Raw genomic sequence first — 20,450 nt, 5'->3', positions numbered from 1 at the left:
GCGTTAGACTTTCCTAACGCCGCTTTTCCCGATGGCCCAGAAATAGATTGCGGCAATCACGGCGTTGCTGAGCGCGTTGACCCAAAACCCGTTGGCGATGCTGATGACACTGTCGATGACCAGCCAGATAATCATACCGGTGGTCACACTCCCCCAGAGCGCTTTGACAGATGCCGCATTCATGATCGCCGTATGTTTGGCCAGCGCGAGTAACGTAAGCCCCCAGCCTAAAGTGACCGCCCCCATCAAGCCGGTCGAGAACCGCAAATGGTCACCCCAAACCGCGTGACCTTCGCCCGGGTGGAAGACTTTATAAAGGAGATCGACAGGCGCAAGTGTGAGGGTAAATCCTGCTAAACAAAGTACGGCTCCGAATAGAATCACAACCCACGCGAAGAGTTTGAGCGGAAAAATATTGATCTCTGACATGTCGGTCTCCCTGATTTATCTTTAGCTTAGGTCTTCAAATTCATTGAAACAATGACCCCGCAGGTCATGCTCCCGCGTTTAAAATGGCTTTTGTGGACTCATCTGCGGGGAACATGAGTTCCACTTTCATATCCGCGAGGGCGATATCCTCGACGGAAGAGAAACTTGCGAGAACGGTAAAAAGCGAAAGGCGGAGGTCGCCCAGCTTGAAAATAACCGGCACCATAGCGGGTTGTACAGAAGGCGACTGAGCGACTGGACCGAGTTTTGCGCGGGCGGCGTCCAAAATGGCATCCCCGCCATATTTCGCGGATTCAGCCTGTAAGCGCGTCCGCATATGCGCTTGCACCTCTTCCAGATTTTCAATTGCTTGCGCGACGGGTCCGTCAGTCGAAATCGCGTCCAACATGGAGCTGCCGACACTCAAACTTAGAGCGCCGACCAAGTGATGCGCGCTCTTATTTAACTGCAAGAGTGTCCAATGACGGTCCAAAGCAAAAGCCGGAAACGGGTCATGATTGTCCAGCATGAGCGTGACGGCGTCCCGAATGACCGACAGATCTTCCGAGTCCCATTCCCGCTCAGAATAGGCGCTGGCAAACCCTGCGGCTGACAGCAATTCATTCCGATGCGAGCGCGGTATGTTTAGTGTATCGGACAGGCGGGCAATCATCTCACGGCTGGGCTTTGATTTGCCCGTTTCCAGACAGCAGAGATGCCGCGTCGAAATCTCCGCCTCCAAGGCCAGAGACATTTGGGAATGACGCCGCCGTGTGCGCCAGTCGCGAAGCAGTATACCGAAACTCATGGGGGTGGCCTATCAGAGACAGGTCACTCTGGCGATGACCTCTGAGGTCATAGAGCCGGATAACCCGTCCAGCGTTTCACCGTTTTCATGACGAGACTGGATTGGATGCGACTGACATGGGGCAGGGCGGCGATGGCGCGTTTGTAAATCCGCTCATAATCGCGCGTATCGGGCGCGGCGACCTTGATGAGATAATCCGCCTGTCCCGTCATGAGATGGCATTCAAGGACTTCAGGACGGGACATGGCCGCCTTCTCAAAGGCTGAGAGAATGGCTTCGCTTTGCCCTTCCAATGTGACCTCGACATAAAATGTCATCGCAAAGCCGAGTTTCTCTCCGTCCAGCCGCGCGGCATAACGTTCAATCAGACCCCGGTCTTCGAGGAGCCCGATGCGACGGTGGCACGCAGATGTGGAGAGCCCAACCTTCTCGCCGATCGTGGCGGAGGTCTGTCGGCAATTGGTTTGAAGTTCGTGAAGTATCTTTCGATCTATATCTGAAATAGTCATCATTTTTCCGAAATTTGCAGTCTGAGTTGAGAATATATCCTGAAAATTCTTTAAATACCAAGTCTGATACGGAATTCTCACCAATTCATTTCGTTTATTGAGCGTAAAAAATAACCGCTTTGGAGTGTCCCATGCGCATTGGTGTCCCAACAGAAATCAAATCCCAAGAATTCCGTGTCGGCCTGACGCCTGAATCCGTCGCCGAACTTGTCGCGGATGGGCAGGAGCTATGGGTGCAATCCGGCGCGGGGTTAGGGATCGGCTCAACGGACGAGGATTACAAAGACGCGGGTGCCGAAATTAAAGCGGACGCCGCGACGATTTTCGCAGGTTGCGATATGATTGTGAAGGTCAAAGAACCGCAAGCGGTTGAGCGGGCCATGCTCCGCCCCGGGCAAATTCTCTATACCTATCTTCATCTCGCACCCGACGTGCCGCAGACGGAAGACCTCATCAAAAGTGGCGCGGTTTGTATTGCTTATGAAACGGTGACGTCTCCAAAAGGCGGGCTTCCGCTCCTCAAGCCAATGAGCCAAGTCGCGGGCCGTCTCTCGATCCAAGCGGGCGCTGTTGCTTTGCAGAAAGAACATGGCGGACGCGGCGTCCTGCTCGGTGGTGTGCCGGGTGTGAATTCCGGCAAAGTCGTCGTGATTGGCGGCGGCGATGTCGGCTATAACGCCGCGCTTATGGCTGTCGGGATGCAGGCAGATGTCACGATTCTGGAACGCTCCAATGAGGTCATGGAGAAGCTCTCCTATGAATTCGGCGTGCGCGCCAATGTGGAACGGTCCACGCCTGCCGTTCTCGAAAAACTCTTGCGAGAAGCGGATCTCGTCATTGGCGCGGTCCTGATTCCCGGGGCGGCTGCGCCGAAAGTCGTCACGCGCGACATGCTGAAAATCATGAAAGAGGGCGCTGTCCTCGTCGATGTTGCGATTGATCAGGGCGGGTGCTTTGAGACGTCTAAAGCCACAACCCATGCCGACCCGACTTATATCGTGGACGGTATTGTGCATTATTGCGTGGCCAACATGCCGGGCGCCGTGGCGCGTACGTCGACCTATGCGCTGAACGCGGCAACGCTTCACCATGCGAAACGCATTGCGCGTGTGGGCTGGAAAGACGCCATGCGCGAGGACCCGCATTTGCTGAACGGGTTGAATGTTTGCGAAGGTAAATTGACTTATGCGGCCGTGGGCGAAGCGCAGGGTTTGGAGTGGGTTGAGGCGGCGAGCTGCATTTAATTAATATGTCACACCGTCGCGACCTGAAAGGTCGCCCGGTGCCCATGTCGTAGAATTTGCAACACGTCCCAGTTTATAGAGTTACGCGATCAACACGGCATGGGCACCGGGCGGCTTTGCTGCGTCGGTGTGACGGCTGATCAAATATCGAACCTATACGCAATCCAATGGTCATAGATCTCGCCCGGTCTTAACAGGCTCCGCTGATCCAGATTGATATCATTGGGCTGAAATTGCGGTTCCAAGGCCACGCCACTGCGTGGAACGGACAGGGCATCGCCAGTATAAACTTGCATATCCGGGAGGGAGGATGTGACTTTCAATTCGGTTGAATGACCCTTCAATCTTGCCTCTTTCACATCCTTAAAATTATCGTCCAGTCGGACATGCCCGAGGGGCAGGGCTTTGCGGAAATCGAAGCGCGTCTCTTTAACGGGGACGGTTTGTGCTGTTTCTAAGATACTGCGATTGTCTGCTGATACGCTCAAATCATGTCCATCAATCCGCCCCCTGCCGTTCAAATTCCAATAGGGATGCCACGTCAGATTGACGGGCGTTGGCGCATTGGTTTCCGCGCGCATTTCCAGCCTGAGAGTATCGTTGCGGAATGAGATCCGCAAAGTCACGGATAGATGGCCGGGAAATCCGCCTGTCCCCGCCTGAGCCGTATGCGAGAATATCAGGACGTCCTCCTCAATCCGCGCGTTCCAAATCTGCGTGTGAAAACCCGTGTCACCGCTATGAAGATTATTCTCGCCGTCATTTGTGGAAACTTCAACGTGTTGGCCGTCAATCTCAAAACTCGCGCCGACGATACGATTGGCATTCGGGCCTATGATGGCACCTCGATATCCAGCTCCGTCAAGATAGGCGTCCAGCGAGTCATGACCCAGCGTCACATTCCTCCCATCCGGCAGATAGAGTGCCTGTAGTGTCACGCCATAATCTAAGACAACCGCCCGAAAACCACTTTCGGATGTCAGCTGATAGGCTGTGACAACGCGCCCCTCCGGCAGCGTTCCAAATGTCCATGCAGAAATCATGGCCTTGCCATAGCTTGCGAAATTCTCTCCGCAAGCTATCAGTAGTAAAAAATTATTTTGCGGGAGAATCCAGATGAATGCCCAAACAGAGAATAAAGCCTCAGCCGCCATTAGCGGGATGAGCGGTTTCAACATTCCTGACCCGACTGAAATCGAACGGTTGGAAGGTAAAGTCTCAGAGACGGAATGGCGGATGCGGTGTGATCTTGCGGCGACCTACCGTCTCTGCGCGATGCATGGTTGGACCGATCTCGTTTTTACGCATATCTCCGCGCGTCTGCCGGATGAGGACGGGGAACACCGTTTCCTGATTAACCCTTATGGTGTCATGTTTGACGAAATGACGGCCTCAGCGCTGGTCAAAATCAATGGCGAGGGCAAGGTCTGCCAAGAGACGCCGTATTTTATCAATCCTGCGGGTTTCACGATTCACTCTGCCGTTCACAATGCCCGCGCCGATGCGGGTTGCGTTATTCACGTCCATACGCCCTACGGGATGGCGGTCAGTGCGCAGAAAAAGGGCCTGCGCCGTTACACGCAAATGTCCATGCAGGTTTATAACGACCTCGCCTATCATGATTATGAAGGCATCGCGCTGGAACTGGATGAGCGGGAGCGGATCGTCGAAAATCTTGGCGCGAAATCGCTCCTCATGCTGCGTAATCACGGAACGCTGACACTCGGGCCGACCTGCGGAACGGCCTTCCTGCGCATGTATTTCCTCGAGAATGCCTGCAAAGCGCAGATTTTTGCGCAGAGCGTCGGGCATGAAGACCTGCTCATCGAAGAGCCGCAGGAGATGGGCGACCGCGTCTATCAACAGGGCGCAGCCGCTTTTGTGCCGGGCATGGGCGATAATCTTGTCTGGCCGGGCCTGATGCGGAAATTGGCGCGGACCAATCCCGGACACAATCACTAATTTGCATTAAAAACGCGTCATGCTCTGCGCTGGCGCGGTTGACAGGTTTCGCCCTTGGCCTGAAAATGCCCGTGCTTATACATCCGTTACGTTAGATTCTTTTAAGCTCTCTTCTGTAAGCTTTGAGAAGACTTTCGATATTAACACCTCTTTCATCACGAAGGGCGTCTAACATCGAAGACTCGTAGCGATTGCGCTAATGCGGCTTGGGGGTCGCCCGTGGGAGGAAATAACGTGCGTTTAACAAAATCTATCTGTGTCCTTGGACTTTTGATGACGGGCGCCAGCCTGCCCATCACGGCCTGCGCGCAGACAACACCTGAAGTCGTCGATAGCTACCCGAAGCAGCGTTTGAAAGAACGTGCAGAGGAAGAACGCCGGGCTGAAGAAGCCAGACGTGCGGCAGAGGAAGCTGCTCGCGCCAGCGTCCCCGTCGTTCAACCCGCTGCACCACTTCCTGCGGCCAGTTCGCCCATGGGAATGGAAATGGTCGTGATCGCACCCGGCCAAGGACAATTGGGATCGCCAAGTTCTGAGTTTAAACGCGCACGTTTCGAAAATCCGCTGAAGACAACCTTTATCGATTACGCCTTCGAAGTCGGAAAATATGAAATCACATTTGATGATTGGGGCAAATGTGTCGCCGATGGTGGATGCAACGGATATCGGCCTAAAGACGGCGGCTGGGGCAAGGGCAAACGGCCCGTTATCAATATCAGCTTCAACGATGCGCAGAGCTACCTGAAATGGCTTAATCGTAAGACCGGTCAGAATTACCGCCTCCTCTCTGAAGCGGAATGGGAATATGTTGCGCGTGCTGGCCAGAATACGCCGTTTGGCCGTGACGGCCGCGGCATCAATGCCAAGGTCGCGAATTTTGACGGCAAGGCGCCCTATACTTCTGCTGAGACCGGACCCTATCACCGCAAGACGCAACCCGTCGGAAATTACAATGCCAACCCGTTTGGCGTTCACGACATCTATGGCAACGTCTATGAGTGGGTACAGGATTGCTGGAATCCGAACCATCAAGGCGCAACCGGTACAGGTGCCCCACGCACAGACGGGGATTGTAAATTCCGCGTCATGAAGGGCGGGTCCTGGGTCACGCATGGTTATCAAATGCGGGCGGCAGCGCGTGTTCGTTATGTCACGGATTACCGTTATGATGATTACGGTTTTCGGATTGCCAGAACACTGAACTAGTTGCGTTGACCGCGCAGGCCATTAGGGTCTGCGTATGACAGAACAGCTCTCGACAGATTATCTCGTTATCGGCAGCGGGGCCATGGGCATGGCCTTTGTCGATACCTTGCTGGATGAAAATCCGCAGGCTGATATCATCATGGTGGACCGTTTCGCCAAGCCGGGTGGACATTGGAACTCCGCTTATCCTTTTGTCACCCTTCATCAACCGAGTGCCTTTTATGGCGTGAACTCGCGTGAGCTTTCACAAGGTCGTCGGGATGAGATCGGGTTGAATAAGGGCCTCGGAGACCTCGCGACGGGCGCGGAAATCCTCGCCTATTTTGAAGACGTTATGCGGCAGCGTTTCTTGACGAGTGGACGGGTGCGCTTTTTCCCAATGTGCGATTATCAGGGCGAGGGCAAATTCAGCCACAAACTGAGCGATCAGGATTATGGGGTTGAGTATAAAAAGCTCGTCGATTGCACGCATCTTAATACATCCGTTCCGTCCACGCATAAACCGAATTTCATGGTGGACGCAGACGTCACATTCATACCGCTGAATGACCTGCCGAAAATCACGACCGCGCCCTCAGGCTATACCGTGATTGGCGGCGGTAAGACGGGGATTGATGCGCTACTCTGGCTGCTCGAAAACAATGTCCCGCCCGCGAAAATCCGCTGGGTGAAGTCCCGTGATGCTTGGCTCATCAATCGCGAGAACACGCAGCCCGACCCAGAGTTCTTTGAAAAGACCATCGGCAATCAGGCGAATATGATGGAGGCGATAGCCTCCGCGACATCCAAATCTGACATGTATGACCGTCTTGAGGCCTGCGGCTATTTCCTGCGCATTGATCCGAATATCCGCCCGACCATGTTCCACGGCGCGACGATCAGTGAGCCAGAAATGTTCGAGCTTCGCAAAATTAAGGACATCGTCCGTAAGGGCCGTGTCGCGTCTATTACCTCTGACCACATCACTTTCGTCAATGGCCGGACGGAACCGAGGCTTGGTCACGTCATTGTCGATTGCTCCGCCAGTGCGATCAAGGACAATGTCATCAAGCCGATCTTCAACGGCGATGTGATTACGCCGCAAACGGTGCGCGCTTACCAACCTGTTTTCTCCGCTGCGATGGCGGCCTGGATCGAGTGTAATATTGAATTAGAGACGGATAAGAACGGGCTGATGGGCGTCGTGCCGCTCCCCGACGACCTCGACACCTTCATCCGCATGACCGCAGCCAATATGATGAATCAGGTCCTTTGGGGGCAGAATAAGAAATTACGCCACTGGATGCGCGAGTCCCGTTTGGACGGGTTCTCGAAGATGGTCAGCGATGTGAAGGAGACCGATACGGAGAAGGTCGCGATCCTGCAAAAACTCCGCAATAATGGTATGGGCGCTATGGCCAAATTACAGAGCTTTATGTCGGGCTGATCAGAAGCTCTGATTGACGAAAATCCGCAAGTCCATATCGCTGGAACTCTCCGTTACTCCGAAAAGCGTTCCAAGACGTAGCGTCGTCGAGGGCGTAACTTTCTGCGAGATATAAGGCCCGATTTGGTGCTCTTGATCATCAAAACCCGGGATGTCAGATGTTGTGCCTATATCATTGAACATTTCCAGACCAAGGCTGGTATTCCCGTCTAGTTTTTTATTCAGACGCGCGCGTGTTTCCAGCAATATGCCGTCATCGCGCCCATCGCCCATTTCCAGACCGCCAATTGCGATAGCGCGGATATCCCAGCCATTCCCGATTTTCCATGAATTCGTCCAATTGACAGCGAAGAGCGCCGGACGGTCCTCGCCTTGCCTGACGCGGAAATCGAAGCGCAGGCCCGTCTGATAATCCTGACTGTCATCCTGCGTCAGCTGCCACAGCAATTCCGCCCGTAGATAATCAATGTCTACATCCGAATCTGATGTTTCCCGCGTCTGTACAATCGCCCGCCAGCGGAGTTGATCATTGATGGATTGCTGGAAATGTAAACGCTGGGCGAAGGTGTCATTATCGGTATCAATAGCAATACGATATTGCGCGGATTTGTCATCGGGTTTGACAACTGGACTATGCGTTCCGCTCGTATTTTGTGCCTGCGCAATACTGGCCGACATTAGAAAAACGATGAGAGTGGAAATTAATCTTTTCATGAATCACTTGTCCCTTCATAGATTCAATTATGCGTTTTCTAGTCTTGTTTACGGGCCTTGTGCTGTTCGGATGTCAAACTGTCGCAGAAAGGCCTGCGCAGTCTGCTATTTATAGCGATAAGACAAAATTTAACCTGGGAGACCGAGCCTCCTCCGTTTGGTTAAGTGAGAAATTTGATGGGTCCCACACGCGACAAATTATTGGTGATGAACTTGAGTTCTCGCTCTCGCAATCCCACCGCGAAGGCGGGTTGGATTTCGGATTGGCGGACCCGAATTTCAAAGCCCGTCCCGTTTCGAAAATCCCTGACACGCTGAGTTTTTGCTCCTCCTATGACATCAATTTCTCCGGCGCGGGCCGCTGGTGGGCCGGACCGAAGATCAGTGTGAATTGGCAGGGGATTGAATCCGCCAAGGGCAATGGTGATGACTGGTACGAAAATTATATTATCGATGTGGCCAGCACCTCCCCACAGGAACTCCATGATATTCTGACCGATGATTATTTCGATGCCGAAGTTTTGGACGATACATTTATCGCCGGATCAAATTATAAACATTATAAAATCCGCTATCAGGATTGGTGGCAATTCTGGTCGGTGCGGCAGGATTACCGCCCCACAGGAACGCTTCCGATCCAACCCATTTTAAATGTTTGGTCTGCCAATGGATTGCCGACTGACAGGGCATTTGACGGAATTAAAGCCAATATTGAAACCTATGGCGAGATGTCGGGTGAGGGTCGTTTCCGCATCGATATTGCGACGGAACCCGACGCCGAATTAGACTGCGCCTTTTAAAGCTTTGCCTTCACCCGCGCGATGGTCGCAGGATCTAATTTGCCTTCCAATCCTTCGCGCAATGTCCGCTTATCCGCGTCATACTCATCCACGCCCGTTTCACCCGATTTCAGCACCCAGTAATAGGCGTCTTCCATGGAGGCCGGAACGCCTTCACCTTTTGCGAGCGTGAACGCATAGAGAAATTGTCCCTCCGCATCACCCGCCTCAGCCGATTTGCGGAACCACTGGGCGGCCTCATCAATGGACTTTGCCGCGCCGTAACCCTGATAGACGAGCAGCCCGTAATCGGCCATCGCCGCCGGATGCCCACCCTTTGCCGCTTGTCGCAGCAGCGCGGCAGATCGGTCTGAATTTGGACGAATGTCAAAGTTTTCGGCATACATGACACCGGCAATATAGGCAGCTTCGATATGACCATCCTTTGCCGCAGCCTCATAATGTTTTAGCGCCGCCTGCGGATCGCTCTCAAACACGCTATCGCCCAAACGTTTCGTCGCATCTGCATCGAAACTCTGCGAGGCTTGCTCTAACAGGCGTTTGGATTCTGCGGTGTTCGCATCAATCCCCTGACCCGTTCGGTAGAGGTCAGACAGCGCCCGCATTGCATCCGTGCGGCCTGCATCCGAAGCACGGGTCAACCAGGACACTGCGTCCGCTTTCGTCAATCCCGCCTGTTCGCGAATCCCCATCTCACCCAGGGCGACATAGGCGTCGGGATGACCTTTAAACGCGGCCTTTTCATACCACTCGCGGGCGCCCGCCATATCGGTACGTCCGGCTTGACCGTAACGCAGAATATATCCCGCCATGACGGCGGCATCCGCACTGCCAAGATTGGCGGCGGTCTCCGAGAGGGCGAGAGCCTCTGAGAACTTTCCGGCGTTATAGGCGTCCAGTGCGACTTGGAAATTCGTCTCGACTTCCGCCGGATTGGACAGGGTTGGCGTCGCTAATGCGGCGGGCGCGTATGCTCCGCACATAATTGCGACAAGCGCGACACAGCTGCGGCGGGCCCATCCGGATGTGACCAGACGCCCGAACAGACTGCGATAAAATCCGCGCCCGCCGCTATGACGGCTTTCGCATTGTCCACTGTGATCCCGCCTATTGCGACGCTCGGTATTTCGACGGCTTCGTGCCACCATGTTAAAATCTCCAACTCGGCTTTCGCCTTGGGTTGCTTTGTCGGCGTCTCGAAAAACGCGCCAAAGGCCACATAATCTGCTCCGGCTTTCGCGGCGGCAAAGGCCAGTTCCTTCGAATTATGACAGGTCACGCCGACAATGGCATCCCCGCCAAGCACCTCTCGGGATGAATAATAGTCCATATCATCCTGCCCGATATGGGCGCCGTCAGCGCCGATTTCCGCCACGAGGTCGGGATGATCGTTGAGAATAACCTCGACTCCCGCCGCATGACAGATGTCTGTGATAGCCGTTCCGGCTTGAATGAGGGCTGAACGCGCGATGTCTTTCAATCGGATCTGAACACAGGCGACAGGTGCCGCCGCGAGGGTTGTCTTGAGTGTCTCGCAGAAGGCCGGGACATCGTCGATGGAGGGCGGGGTGAGCAGATAGATTTGGCAGGGTTCGGTCATGGGCGGCGTGTAGAGGGATTGAGTGGAAATGGGAATAGGGGAGTGCGGGCAAGCGGATTTTGCGACTGCCCATCTTGGGGTCAGCAGGAGACTCTCAAAATAAGCGGGACAGCCCGCGTGGCCGGTACCCCTGCCGGATACCGAAGAGTAGTTAGTTTCGCAAAGGCATCGGCCACGCGGCGATGGTTTTTGTTATAACGGTCCTGCGTGGTCACAGTTGTCGGGCCTGACTTGCCTACCAAGCCAGACCGGACAGTGTCGGAGCACTCGCCATAAAAGACCCGGCACAGTCCGGCGTCTCACCGCCGGATGCTCAGTCCCACCGTCCTTCAGTACCAGCAAGCGAGGCCTCGCCTGTCCCGTGTCCGAAAGAACGAGAATGAATATGACACAGCTTATATAAGTGGGGATCATTCTCTTTATAAACGGGGGTTGTCCACCTTTTTCAGCGACACTCTCCAAATGTCATCCCGCACGCAGCGCAGCGGAGATGCGGGACCTGTCGTCTGCAAACCTAATCTAAGGCCCTGTAAACATTAGGCCCCGCATCTGCGCCCTTTGGGCTGGTGCGGGGTGACAGAGCTATGTGATTTCGAGAAATGTTATCGTTGCAAAAGCGAGGATTAAGTTTCGGGTATCGCGGGATTGCAGCCCTCTATGCCTATGATTGCGACCCAATTTTCTAAATCAACCCTTCCACCGCAAAACCTCTTTCACCCCGCGATAATCCCGCCTAAACCTCCCATTATGCGTTATCTCCTTCTCCTCCCCCTCATTCTCCTTCTCTCTGCATGTGAACCCCGCACGAATTCTTCCTCGAAACCGGGACCTCTGGCCGGGCTGGAACATCGGGAGGGGTTCATCAATCTTCATGTTGATAAGAAAACCAATCGCGTGCTGGCCCGCCTGCCAAAACCGGATAAGGACGGTGTTAGTCTGCGCATGATCCATTCCGCGCGGTTGACGGCCGGACTGGGATCCAACCCCGTCGGTCTGGACCGAGGCTGGGGCGAGAGTGGGCGAATTATTGTCTTTCGCCGTATGGGCGATAAAATGATCGTGGAGGGAGAAAATCTCCGCTACCGGGCCGCGCCGGATAATCCGCTGGAGGCTCGGGCTGTGCGCGAGAGTTTTGCGCGGTCTTTCCTTGCGGCGCTGCCGATCACGAGTGACATGCGCAAAGGCCCGTTGGTCGATATGACGGATTTTCTGACGGCGGACAGTCTCAATCTTGTACAATATTTGAAAGATGCTGAGCAGGGGAGTTTTTCCGTCGCGAAGGACCGGACCTTTGTGGATATGAAAAACACATTCGCTTTCCCTGATAATGTCGAAATCGACGTTTTCTTTACACTGTCTTCCGCCGATGCAGGCCGCGAAGTCGCGACGACGGCCGCCAATGGAAAAGATGTTACCCTTATCCAGCATCACAGTTTCGTCCGCCTACCCGAGGCAGGATTTGAGTCCCTGAAAGCCGACCCCCGCGCAGGGTCGATTGAGGAAGTCCATTATAATTATTCCGCCCCGCTTTCCGCGCAGATCGAGACGCGTTTTGCACGACGTTATCGTTTGGAAAAAGACGCGGAAGGCAATGTCATCGATCCGATCATTTTCTATATTGATGGCGGTGCGCCCGAACCCATTCGCTCGGCCCTCGTCGAGGGTGCGCGCTGGTGGGAAGAGGCCTTTACCGCAGCTGGTTTTCCCGGTGGCTATAAGGTCGAGATACTCCCCGAAGACGCGCACCCGTTAGATATTCGCTATAACACCGTCCAATGGGTGCATCGCCAAACGCGCGGCTGGTCCTATGGCGGCGGCGTTTCGGATCCGCGCACGGGTGAAATGTTAAAAGGTCATGTGAACCTCGGCAGTTTGCGCGTGCGGCAGGACCGCATGATTTTCGAAGGGCTTGCGGGGGCGGCCAAGACCGATTCCGGCGATGCCGATGATCCGGTGCAACTCGCACTCGCCCGTATTCGTCAACTCTCCGCGCATGAGGTCGGCCACGCCCTCGGCTTTGCGCATAATTTCGCGGGCAGTTCCGATGATAAATCAACAGTCATGGACTATCCCGCGCCGGACGTGCGGGTGACGAATGGTGAGTTGGACTTCTCCAACACTTACGGTGTCGGCGTCGGACCGTGGGATATGTTTACGACGGACTGGCTTTATGGTGAACACACGAAAAATGAACGTGATGCCCTGGTCAAAGCCGCCTATGCCAGCGGTCTGACCTATGTCGCCGATCCAGAAGGGCGCAGTGCGGGCACGGGTCATCCACAGGGCAGTGTTTGGGATAATGGTGCGGACGCAGCGGCGACATTGGATGAGGTCATGGCCGTGCGGCGGATTGCGCTCGATAAGTTCGGGCCGAATAATCTCGTCGGGGGCCGTCCGCTGTCGGATTTGAATGCGGCGATCGTGCCGATCTATCTCTATCACCGATATCAAACGGCGGCGGCGACCAAGCCGATTGGCGGGATGACATTCGGATATGGCGTGAATGGTGACACGACGCCCGCCGCAGAAATTGTCGCGCCCGCAGAACAACGCAAGGCCTTGACGGCGGTGTTGAAAACACTCGATCCGGCGGCACTCGATCTTTCTGATGAGACGCTCAAACATCTAACACCTGCACTCAGCAGTTTCTCCTTTGCGGATTCGGATCGTGAACTTTTCCGGTCTACGGCAGCGCCGACATTTGATGTTATTGCGGCGGCGGATACGGCGGCGAACCTGACCTTTGATGCGCTGCTCCACCCGCAACGCGCGGCGCGTTTGGTGGAATTTAATCGGCGGGACAGCCAAAACCCGGGACTGGAAGAAGTCCTGCGCACGACACAGCGACAACTGATGTCCGCTGGCTCACGCGGTCGCACTGCGGAAATCGCGCAGGCGGTTCGGACGCGTTATGCCTATTCCCTGATGGAACTCGCAGATGCGGATGTGAATGCTGCTGTCAAATCGCGCGTGGATATGGCCCTGAGGTCCTATGCAGAGGCACTGAATGCGTCGGGTCGTGATGCGGATGATTGGGTCGCGGCGGAAATCCGGCGCTTCCGCTCCCGTCCGGCCACGGCTTCTGCGCCCGTCGTGCCCGCCAAACGCCTCCCACCCGGCAGCCCGATTGGCTCTGAAAGATGAGTGACATCACGCATCGTGGTGGCTGTCATTGCGGCGCGGTACAATTTGAATTTGACGCGCCCGCCAAGGTCGATGTGACGGACTGTAATTGTTCCATGTGCCGCATGACGGGCTATGAACACGTCTTCGTCCCGCAGGAGAAATTACGCTTTCTCTTTGGGGATGACGCGCTCACGACCTACACATTCAATACGGGGGCGGCGAAACATAAATTTTGCAACATATGCGGCATAAAACCCCTCTACCGTCCAAGAAGCCATCCCGATGCGTGGAGCGTGAACCTGCGATGCGTGGAGGCCGGGACGATGGAGGTCGCGCGACGGATCGCCTTTGATGGCGACGATTGGGAAGGGAATATTGCGGGGTTGAGGGCGGAAACATAACTCATCCGTATAGCATCAATTGTAATCCTCGGACTTGATCCGAGGATCCATTGTGCAAATTTGAACCCAGGCGCGTTCGCAGTGTTATCGAATAGATCGTCCGATCAAGTCGGACGATGACATGTATTATGAAGATTGAATTTGCATTCGGTCCAATCTACCTCCCCACCCATGACAAAATCATTCCTCCCCCTTTCCGGCCTCGGGCAAATTGCCGATCAATATGACGCGATTTTCTGCGATATTTGGGGCGTGATCCATAATGGCAAAGTGCCGTTTATCGCGGCCTGTGAAGCGCTCGAGCGGTTCCGCGAACGGGCGCCCGTCGTCCTCATCACCAATTCCCCGCGCCCGTCCATGACGATCCCCGCGAGTTTTGAGCTACTCAATGTTCCGGGGGAGTTCTACGATGCCATTGTGACCTCCGGCGATGCGACGATTGATGAGCTGGCCCGCCGTGCGCCGGGGCCTGCATTTAAAATCGGACCGGAGCGGGATGATGCTCTCTACGCCGGATTGGAACTTAACTTCACCGATCTCGATTCGGCGGAATTTATTTCCTGCACGGGTATGTTCGATGATGATGAACATCCGGATGATTACACGGAATTGTTGGGCGAAGCCCGGGAGCGAAACATTCCGCTCGTCTGCGCCAATCCCGACATCAAGGTCAAAGTCGGCGATAAGATTGTCTGGTGCGGCGGCGCGCTGGCCAAGATGTATGAGGATATGGGCGGCCCTGTTGTCTATGCGGGTAAACCTCACGCGCCGATCTACCGCCTCTGTCGTGCGTGGTTGGACGAAGTGACGGGACATGTCCCGCCGCCGGAACGCATCCTCTGTATTGGCGATAATATCTTCACCGATCTCGTCGGGGCGCAGGCCCACGGCCATGACTGCCTGTTCATTCAGGATGGTCTTTACGGCGAGACGGAGCGGAAGTTCAAAATGCTGATGGAGCAACACGGCATTACCGCGCGATATGTTGCCCCACATTTATCGTGGTAAGCGAACTATAGCTTTGCTAACAGGCCTGTCATGAACGTGAAATACTACCTCGAAGATCTCGAAATCGGCATGCGTGCGGAAACCCGCGCCGTGATTACGGCGGAGATGATTGACACATTCGCCAATATTACAGGCGACCATAACCCGATCCATGTTGATGAAGCCGCCGCGAAAGAGGCGGGCTTTGCAGGACGGATCGCACATGGCGCACTCTCGGCCAGTTTTATCTCCGCTGTGCTGGGCAATGACCTGCCGGGACCGGGCGCCGTCTTTGTTGAATTGAACCTCCGCTTCCGCAAACCCGCCTTTATCGGCGATGAGATTATCGCCATCGCAGAAGTCGCGGAAATCAATGAACGTACGGGTCGCGTGAAAATGAGATGTCATTGCGAGGTCGAAGGGCAGAAGATCTGCCGCGGGGATGCGGGTGTCTTCGTGCAAAAGCGACCTGTTGAGGATTAGCCCCGCGTGAAAACGCTTCAAACCTATTCAGACTTAGACGCCGCCGACCAAGGTGCGGTGATTGCCCTCGGCAATTTTGACGGTCTGCACCGGGGACATCAAGCCGTTCTGAAACAGGCGCAAGCTATCGCGGAGAATCTAGGAGCACCATTGGGTATCGGATTATTTCGCCCCCATCCATATCGTTTCTTCAAACCCGGTGCTGCGCCGTTCCGGTTGATGACACCGCGCGTTCGGGCACAGGTCATGGCGGAACTGGGGGTTCAGTTTCTCTATGAAATTCCCTTTGATGAGGCTCTACGCGATATGGACGATGTCGAATTTGTCGACACCGTTCTTCATCGCGGGTTGGGCATACGGCATGTTGTCGTCGGCGAGGATTACGGCTTCGGCAAAAATCGCTGCGGAAATGTTGAGAGCCTCACGCGTCTCTGCGCGGAACGTGGCATTGGCGTGACCGCGATCTCGCCTGTCGGCCTGCACAAACTCTATGGCAAATATGGCTCGACCGAAATTCGCAAAGCCCTGCAGGACGGCGATGTTTTCCACGCCCAACATATGCTGTCCCGCCCCTGGCAGGTCGACGGTGTGGTGCAAGAAGGGCAAAAACGCGGACGAACCATTAATTTCCCGACGGCCAATCTCGACTTCGGCGATCTCGTGCGTCCTAAATTCGGCGTCTATGTCGTGGAGGTCCGGATTGAAGGCGAAACGGAATGGCGGCCTGCCGTCGCCAATACGGGCAGCCGTCCAACCGTGGACGGCGAGGAAGCCCGCCTCGAGGTTCACCTGCTCGACTTCAACCGCGATCTCTACGGTCAATTAATTGATGTCAGATTTCGGAGTTTTATCCGCGCGGAGAAAAAGTTTGAAAGTTTCGAACATCTCAAAACCCAAATCATGCGGGACGCAGATGGCGCGCGCGCTGTTTTAGGTTTGGCAAGATGACGCCCGAATACGCCCCCTTAGCTGAACGCCGAGGCGTAGATGTCGATACTTTCCGAAGCGATATTATGGCTGCAGGCAACCCCGTTATCCTGCGGGATTTGGTCGGGGACTGGGGCCTCGTTCGCGCAGGGCAAGATGGACCAAACGCTCTCGCAGACAGTTTAAAATCGGCGGCCATAGGTGGCCTCGTCAATGTTATGCGCGGCGCACCGGATATTGAGGGCCGCTTTTTCTATGACGGCTCCATGCGCGGATTTAATTATCAGAGCGGTCAGATGGAGTTCGGCGCTTTCATTGATAAAGTCCTGAACATCGAGACTGGCGAGAGCCTTTATATGGGCTCCAACCCGCTGCCGAATATCATGCCGGATATGATTATAAAATGCCCGATGCCGCTTGTCCCAAACGGTGTCCCGCCGCGCATTTGGATTGGGACCAATAGTGTTGTGTCAACGCATTATGATACGGATTTCAATGTGGCTTGCGTTGTATCGGGCACGCGGACTTTCACGCTCTTCCCGCCGACACAAATCGCCAATCTTTACCCCGGCCCGATTGAACATAATATGGCGGGGCCGCAGGTCAGCCTGCCCAACCCTGAAAAGCCCGACCTGAAAAAATTCCCGAAATTTGAAACGGCGATGAAACAGGGACGCCAAGCTGTTCTTGAACCCGGCGATGCCATCTATATTCCGCCGCTTTGGTGGCACCACGTTCGGGCCAAGGGCCAGCTAAATGTCCTCATGAATTATTGGTGGAGCCCCGTCCCGCAATATAGTCGCCAACCGCTGGAAGCGCTCGTCCTCAGCCTGCTTGCCGTGCGACAATTGCCGGAGGCCGAACGCGCGGCATGGAAAAATCTGTTCGATTATTTCATCTTCCAAACGGAGGGTGATCCGATGGAACATTTACCGGACGACATTAGCGGTGTCCTTGGCCCACACTCCCCGCAACGCGCCCAGCAGATCTGGGAGTTTTTCAAAGGCATGATGCGCTAAGCTTGACTCCACGCTTATTTCTAATCCCGCAGAGGGATACAGCTGCTAGAGGGCAGATAAATGATACAATCTGAAATGAACGATATTCTGATGGTATTAGCCGTCGGAGTTTTTGCCGATAAGAAAATTCATTCCAGTGAGATTGAAGTTTTCATTCGATCTGTGTCTCGTATTCGGTTGTCTGAATATGATGTTCCAAAGGTATCAGAGGCGAAAGCGCTGACGTGGTTTGAAATGAACAAAGACGATATTCGTGAGCGTTTTAACGGCCCGAGATCTGAATTTGATGCTTGGCTCATTCCGATTCTGAAGCGCGTCGAGGATCATGCGGATAAAGAGGCGCTGCTACACCTGCTCAATATGATCTTCCTAGCGGATCGCGAAGTTCATAACAGCGAGAGAGCTATGATGGTGCTGATAAAGCGGGTCTGGAATTTAGAGTAATGCCAGCTTAACCATATCGCACGATTTCCCCTGCGCATTTAATCTTAATTCGGCAGGACAGGTTAAGAAGACCTGTCTGAGGGGGCATTGTGAGTGATGGGGAGACCGCAGTGAAATATTGTCGTGACATGGAAGCGCTACTGACTGTGGCGGCCCTATCGACATATTTGAAAAACGGAATGCGCTGCGAGCATATGTCCGCTTTTGCCGATTTCGCTGCACGATTGGACGGCATCGACCATCCGGATCAGCCGATTACATCCGCAGACCTGTCCGCTTGGTTCGATTTTAATAGACCCGTTTTGCGCGACAGACTTCGGCTGCGCCCCGCCGGACTAAAAATGTGGTATCAGGGCCTCGTGTCCGATTTAGAAGGTTTTCCGCGACAGGATATTGTGCAGGATATTCTCTCCGGCCTCTCGCTTGAAGATTTGCAGACGGGTCTGGCCAGACGACCAAAAGTTATGCTCGCGGCTTAGGCTCACTGTCTTATTTCAGCTATTTTGGCCCTATAATTTTTAATGGTTGTAATGTGTCAACTTCAAAACACTTGAAATTTCACATAGTTTTAAGGTTTTTTTCCACATGGTTATCAAATAGATAAGTTTTCACCGATGTGGGTAAGATGTTTAGACCAGATATTGAGGCAACATTAAAACTGTTGGCGCTCACAATCCTAATTGATAAGCTTGTTTTACAAGAAGAAATCGAAGCCTTTATGGACTCCGCACCCGCTTTAAATCGCGTGAGTTGTTCGACTGTAAAAATTTCTGCGCCTCGATTGCTATATTGGTTTGAATTAAATCGGGACGACATTGCGCAAATGACAAAACTCGATCGCGCAGAGTTCCAGCGACAATTCCGTCAATTGATCTGCGAAGCGAGTGCTTTTCCCGACCAGTTCCTGATCTTCAAATTAATGAACAAAATCTCGATGTCGGATGGACGCATTCATGTCAGTGAAAGGGCGCTGTCAAAATATGCTCAAGTCGAACTGTCTCAGGTCGCGTAAGCGTTTATTTTTCGCCCTTATAAACGACGCCGCCCTTCATCACGAAATCGACGTCCATCAACTCGCGGATATTCTCGCGCGGGTCACCGTCCACGCCGATGAGGTCGGCCTGTTTTCCAGCTTCCAATGTGCCGATCATGTCGCCCATTTCGATATGCTCTGACGCGACGACGGTGGCGGCGCGAATGGCTTCGACCTCTGACATTCCGGCCTCAACCATATATTCGAATTCCTTGGCATTCTCGCCATGCTTGGACACGCCCGTATCTGTGCCGAAAGCAATGGTCACACCGTTTTCATAGGCGAGGGCGAGCATATCGAGCATTTTGGGACCGACCGCCTGGGCCTTGTCATAGCTGGCCTTTGGGAGAAAATCCCACTCCTTGACGGTCATCCCGGCGAGGACGGTCGGAACCAAAACCGCGTCATATTTTTTGAACAAACCTGCCGTTTCCGCATCCATATAGGTGCCGTGCTCAATCGATTTCACGCCCGCTTTAAGGGCAGCGTCGATACCGTCCTTACCGTGAGCATGTGCGGTGACTTTGCGCCCCATTGTCGTCGCGGCTTCCACGATCGCGACGAGTTCGTCATCCGTCATCTGTTGGCCCGTGCCCGCAGCCGTGTTGGATAGGACTCCGCCCGTCGAGGCGATTTTGATGAGGTCTGCGCCGTTCTTAATGGCGAGGCGGGTTGCGCGGCGGCAGTCATCCGCCCCGTCGCAATTGGTGGGACGTTGAAAATGTTCGAGAATATCGGCGCGAAAACCGTTCATCTCGCCGTGCCCGCCTGTAATGCTGACATTGCCGGAGGCGCGGATATGCGGTCCGGGCAGTTTACCCGCGTCAATCGCGCGGGACAGCGCTTTAATCGCGGGCGGTCCGCCCACATCCTGGACGGCCGTGAAACCCGCCATGAGCGTTTTCCGCGCATTGGAGGCGGCGTCATAGGCAACGTCGGCATCTTCTTTCGTGAAATTCTCTAAACGTCCATTCGGATTCCATTCCCCGCGCAAATGGACGTGGCTGTCGATCAGGCCCGGCAGGTAAAACATGTCCTTGCCGTCAATGATCGTCGCGTCTTCATCCTCCAGAAATCCGTCCTCAATCCCGACGATCTTCCCGTCATGGATGATGATTGTGTGATCTTCCAACACCGCCTCGCCAGGCACAGCCATGACATGGCCCGCATGGATGAGCGTGTAATCTTCGTGACTGTCATGGGTTTCGTCATGCGCCGTGGCGACAACAATGCCGCCCATAGCGAAAGCGATGATGGAGGCGGAGAGAATGAGTTTTTTATAGGTCATGAAGCCTGTTAACACATTGTTAACGGTTTGCCACCCAACTCGCC

Annotated in this window: 22 protein-coding genes; 14 read left to right on the top strand and 8 right to left on the bottom strand. The window is 54.4% G+C overall.

Features of this window, described 5'->3' with window-relative positions:
• Positions 1–3: 3 nt before the first annotated feature.
• The 3 genes from ACP9M6_RS01110 to ACP9M6_RS01100 form a co-directional block, all read right to left on the bottom strand.
• On the bottom strand, positions 4–429 hold the full coding sequence (locus tag ACP9M6_RS01110; RefSeq protein WP_427452683.1) for a hypothetical protein: 426 nt from the start codon (positions 427–429) through the stop codon (positions 4–6).
• 64 nt (positions 430–493) lie between these two features.
• Entirely contained in the window at positions 494–1,237 is a 744-nt protein-coding gene (locus ACP9M6_RS01105) for a helix-turn-helix domain-containing protein (RefSeq protein ID WP_427452681.1), read from the bottom strand.
• A gap of 47 nt (positions 1,238–1,284) precedes the next feature.
• Complete coding sequence (locus tag ACP9M6_RS01100) at positions 1,285–1,749, bottom strand: Lrp/AsnC family transcriptional regulator (RefSeq protein WP_427452679.1); 465 nt, start codon at positions 1,747–1,749, stop codon at positions 1,285–1,287.
• A gap of 128 nt (positions 1,750–1,877) precedes the next feature.
• Here ACP9M6_RS01100 and ald point away from each other — a divergent pair, with 128 nt between their 5' ends.
• Positions 1,878–2,990 (top strand): alanine dehydrogenase, encoded by a 1,113-nt coding sequence (gene ald, locus ACP9M6_RS01095; RefSeq protein WP_427452677.1) that lies wholly within the window; start codon positions 1,878–1,880, stop codon positions 2,988–2,990.
• 140 nt (positions 2,991–3,130) lie between these two features.
• Here the strand turns inward: ald and ACP9M6_RS01090 are convergent, their stop codons facing one another.
• Positions 3,131–4,033 carry an aldose epimerase family protein gene (locus tag ACP9M6_RS01090; RefSeq protein ID WP_427452675.1) on the bottom strand — a complete coding sequence of 301 codons (903 nt, stop codon included), beginning with the start codon at positions 4,031–4,033 and terminating at the stop codon, positions 3,131–3,133.
• A 73-nt stretch (positions 4,034–4,106) separates the two neighbouring features.
• Between ACP9M6_RS01090 and ACP9M6_RS01085 the strand changes: the two genes are divergently transcribed.
• The 3 genes from ACP9M6_RS01085 to ACP9M6_RS01075 all read left to right on the top strand — a co-directional run bounded on the left by ACP9M6_RS01085 (position 4,107) and on the right by ACP9M6_RS01075 (position 7,584).
• On the top strand, positions 4,107–4,952 hold the full coding sequence (locus ACP9M6_RS01085; RefSeq protein WP_427452673.1) for a class II aldolase/adducin family protein: 846 nt from the start codon (positions 4,107–4,109) through the stop codon (positions 4,950–4,952).
• A 234-nt stretch (positions 4,953–5,186) separates the two neighbouring features.
• Positions 5,187–6,158, top strand: a complete 972-nt coding sequence (locus ACP9M6_RS01080; protein WP_427452671.1) for a formylglycine-generating enzyme family protein — start codon at positions 5,187–5,189, stop codon at positions 6,156–6,158.
• 34 nt (positions 6,159–6,192) lie between these two features.
• Entirely contained in the window at positions 6,193–7,584 is a 1,392-nt protein-coding gene (locus ACP9M6_RS01075; RefSeq protein ID WP_427452669.1) for an NAD(P)/FAD-dependent oxidoreductase, read from the top strand.
• Here the strand turns inward: ACP9M6_RS01075 and ACP9M6_RS01070 are convergent, their stop codons facing one another.
• On the bottom strand, positions 7,585–8,298 hold the full coding sequence (locus ACP9M6_RS01070) for a hypothetical protein (RefSeq protein WP_427452667.1): 714 nt from the start codon (positions 8,296–8,298) through the stop codon (positions 7,585–7,587).
• 29 nt (positions 8,299–8,327) lie between these two features.
• Between ACP9M6_RS01070 and ACP9M6_RS01065 the strand changes: the two genes are divergently transcribed.
• Positions 8,328–9,098, top strand: coding sequence for a hypothetical protein (locus tag ACP9M6_RS01065; RefSeq protein ID WP_427452665.1), 771 nt, complete (start codon positions 8,328–8,330; stop codon positions 9,096–9,098).
• Here the strand turns inward: ACP9M6_RS01065 and ACP9M6_RS01060 are convergent.
• Both ACP9M6_RS01060 and thiE read right to left on the bottom strand, forming a co-directional pair.
• Positions 9,095–10,081, bottom strand: a complete 987-nt coding sequence (locus ACP9M6_RS01060; RefSeq protein WP_427452663.1) for a tetratricopeptide repeat protein — start codon at positions 10,079–10,081, stop codon at positions 9,095–9,097. The genes ACP9M6_RS01065 and ACP9M6_RS01060 overlap by 4 nt on opposite strands.
• Positions 10,051–10,698: a thiamine phosphate synthase gene (gene thiE / locus ACP9M6_RS01055; RefSeq protein ID WP_427452661.1), complete on the bottom strand. Its 648-nt coding sequence runs from the start codon at positions 10,696–10,698 to the stop codon at positions 10,051–10,053. The genes ACP9M6_RS01060 and thiE overlap by 31 nt, the downstream gene beginning before the upstream one ends.
• Before the next feature lie 747 nt (positions 10,699–11,445).
• Between thiE and ACP9M6_RS01050 the strand changes: the two genes are divergently transcribed.
• The 9 genes from ACP9M6_RS01050 (at position 11,446) to ACP9M6_RS01010 (ending at position 19,097) form a co-directional block, all read left to right on the top strand.
• Complete coding sequence (locus ACP9M6_RS01050) at positions 11,446–13,842, top strand: zinc-dependent metalloprotease (RefSeq protein ID WP_427452659.1); 2,397 nt, start codon at positions 11,446–11,448, stop codon at positions 13,840–13,842.
• Positions 13,839–14,225 carry a GFA family protein gene (locus ACP9M6_RS01045; RefSeq protein ID WP_427452657.1) on the top strand — a complete coding sequence of 129 codons (387 nt, stop codon included), beginning with the start codon at positions 13,839–13,841 and terminating at the stop codon, positions 14,223–14,225. Before ACP9M6_RS01050 ends, ACP9M6_RS01045 begins: the two co-directional genes overlap by 4 nt.
• A gap of 171 nt (positions 14,226–14,396) precedes the next feature.
• Entirely contained in the window at positions 14,397–15,233 is an 837-nt protein-coding gene (locus ACP9M6_RS01040) for a TIGR01459 family HAD-type hydrolase (protein WP_427452655.1), read from the top strand.
• Positions 15,234–15,263: 30 nt separating this feature from the next.
• Positions 15,264–15,695: a MaoC family dehydratase gene (locus ACP9M6_RS01035; protein ID WP_427452653.1), complete on the top strand. Its 432-nt coding sequence runs from the start codon at positions 15,264–15,266 to the stop codon at positions 15,693–15,695.
• A gap of 6 nt (positions 15,696–15,701) precedes the next feature.
• The gene (locus ACP9M6_RS01030; protein WP_427452651.1) at positions 15,702–16,643 is read left to right on the top strand and encodes a bifunctional riboflavin kinase/FAD synthetase; all 942 of its coding nucleotides are present in this window, start codon (positions 15,702–15,704) and stop codon (positions 16,641–16,643) included.
• A complete protein-coding gene (locus ACP9M6_RS01025; protein ID WP_427452649.1) occupies positions 16,640–17,641 on the top strand; it encodes a cupin-like domain-containing protein in 1,002 nt (333 codons plus the stop codon). The genes ACP9M6_RS01030 and ACP9M6_RS01025 overlap by 4 nt, the downstream gene beginning before the upstream one ends.
• Positions 17,642–17,701: 60 nt before the next feature.
• Entirely contained in the window at positions 17,702–18,085 is a 384-nt protein-coding gene (locus ACP9M6_RS01020; protein WP_427452647.1) for a hypothetical protein, read from the top strand.
• Between the two features lie 128 nt (positions 18,086–18,213).
• Positions 18,214–18,564 carry a hypothetical protein gene (locus tag ACP9M6_RS01015; protein WP_427452645.1) on the top strand — a complete coding sequence of 117 codons (351 nt, stop codon included), beginning with the start codon at positions 18,214–18,216 and terminating at the stop codon, positions 18,562–18,564.
• Between the two features lie 146 nt (positions 18,565–18,710).
• Positions 18,711–19,097, top strand: coding sequence for a hypothetical protein (locus ACP9M6_RS01010; RefSeq protein ID WP_427452643.1), 387 nt, complete (start codon positions 18,711–18,713; stop codon positions 19,095–19,097).
• A 4-nt stretch (positions 19,098–19,101) separates the two neighbouring features.
• Here the strand turns inward: ACP9M6_RS01010 and ACP9M6_RS01005 are convergent, their stop codons facing one another.
• Positions 19,102–20,406: an amidohydrolase family protein gene (locus ACP9M6_RS01005; RefSeq protein WP_427452641.1), complete on the bottom strand. Its 1,305-nt coding sequence runs from the start codon at positions 20,404–20,406 to the stop codon at positions 19,102–19,104.
• Positions 20,407–20,450: the final 44 nt, after the last annotated feature.

It is taken from the genome of Litorimonas sp. WD9-15, assembly GCF_050271975.1.
GTDB lineage: Bacteria > Pseudomonadota > Alphaproteobacteria > Caulobacterales > Maricaulaceae > Litorimonas.
Note: the sequence above shows the minus strand (reverse complement) of the source record. Positions and strands in the feature narration are given on the sequence as shown.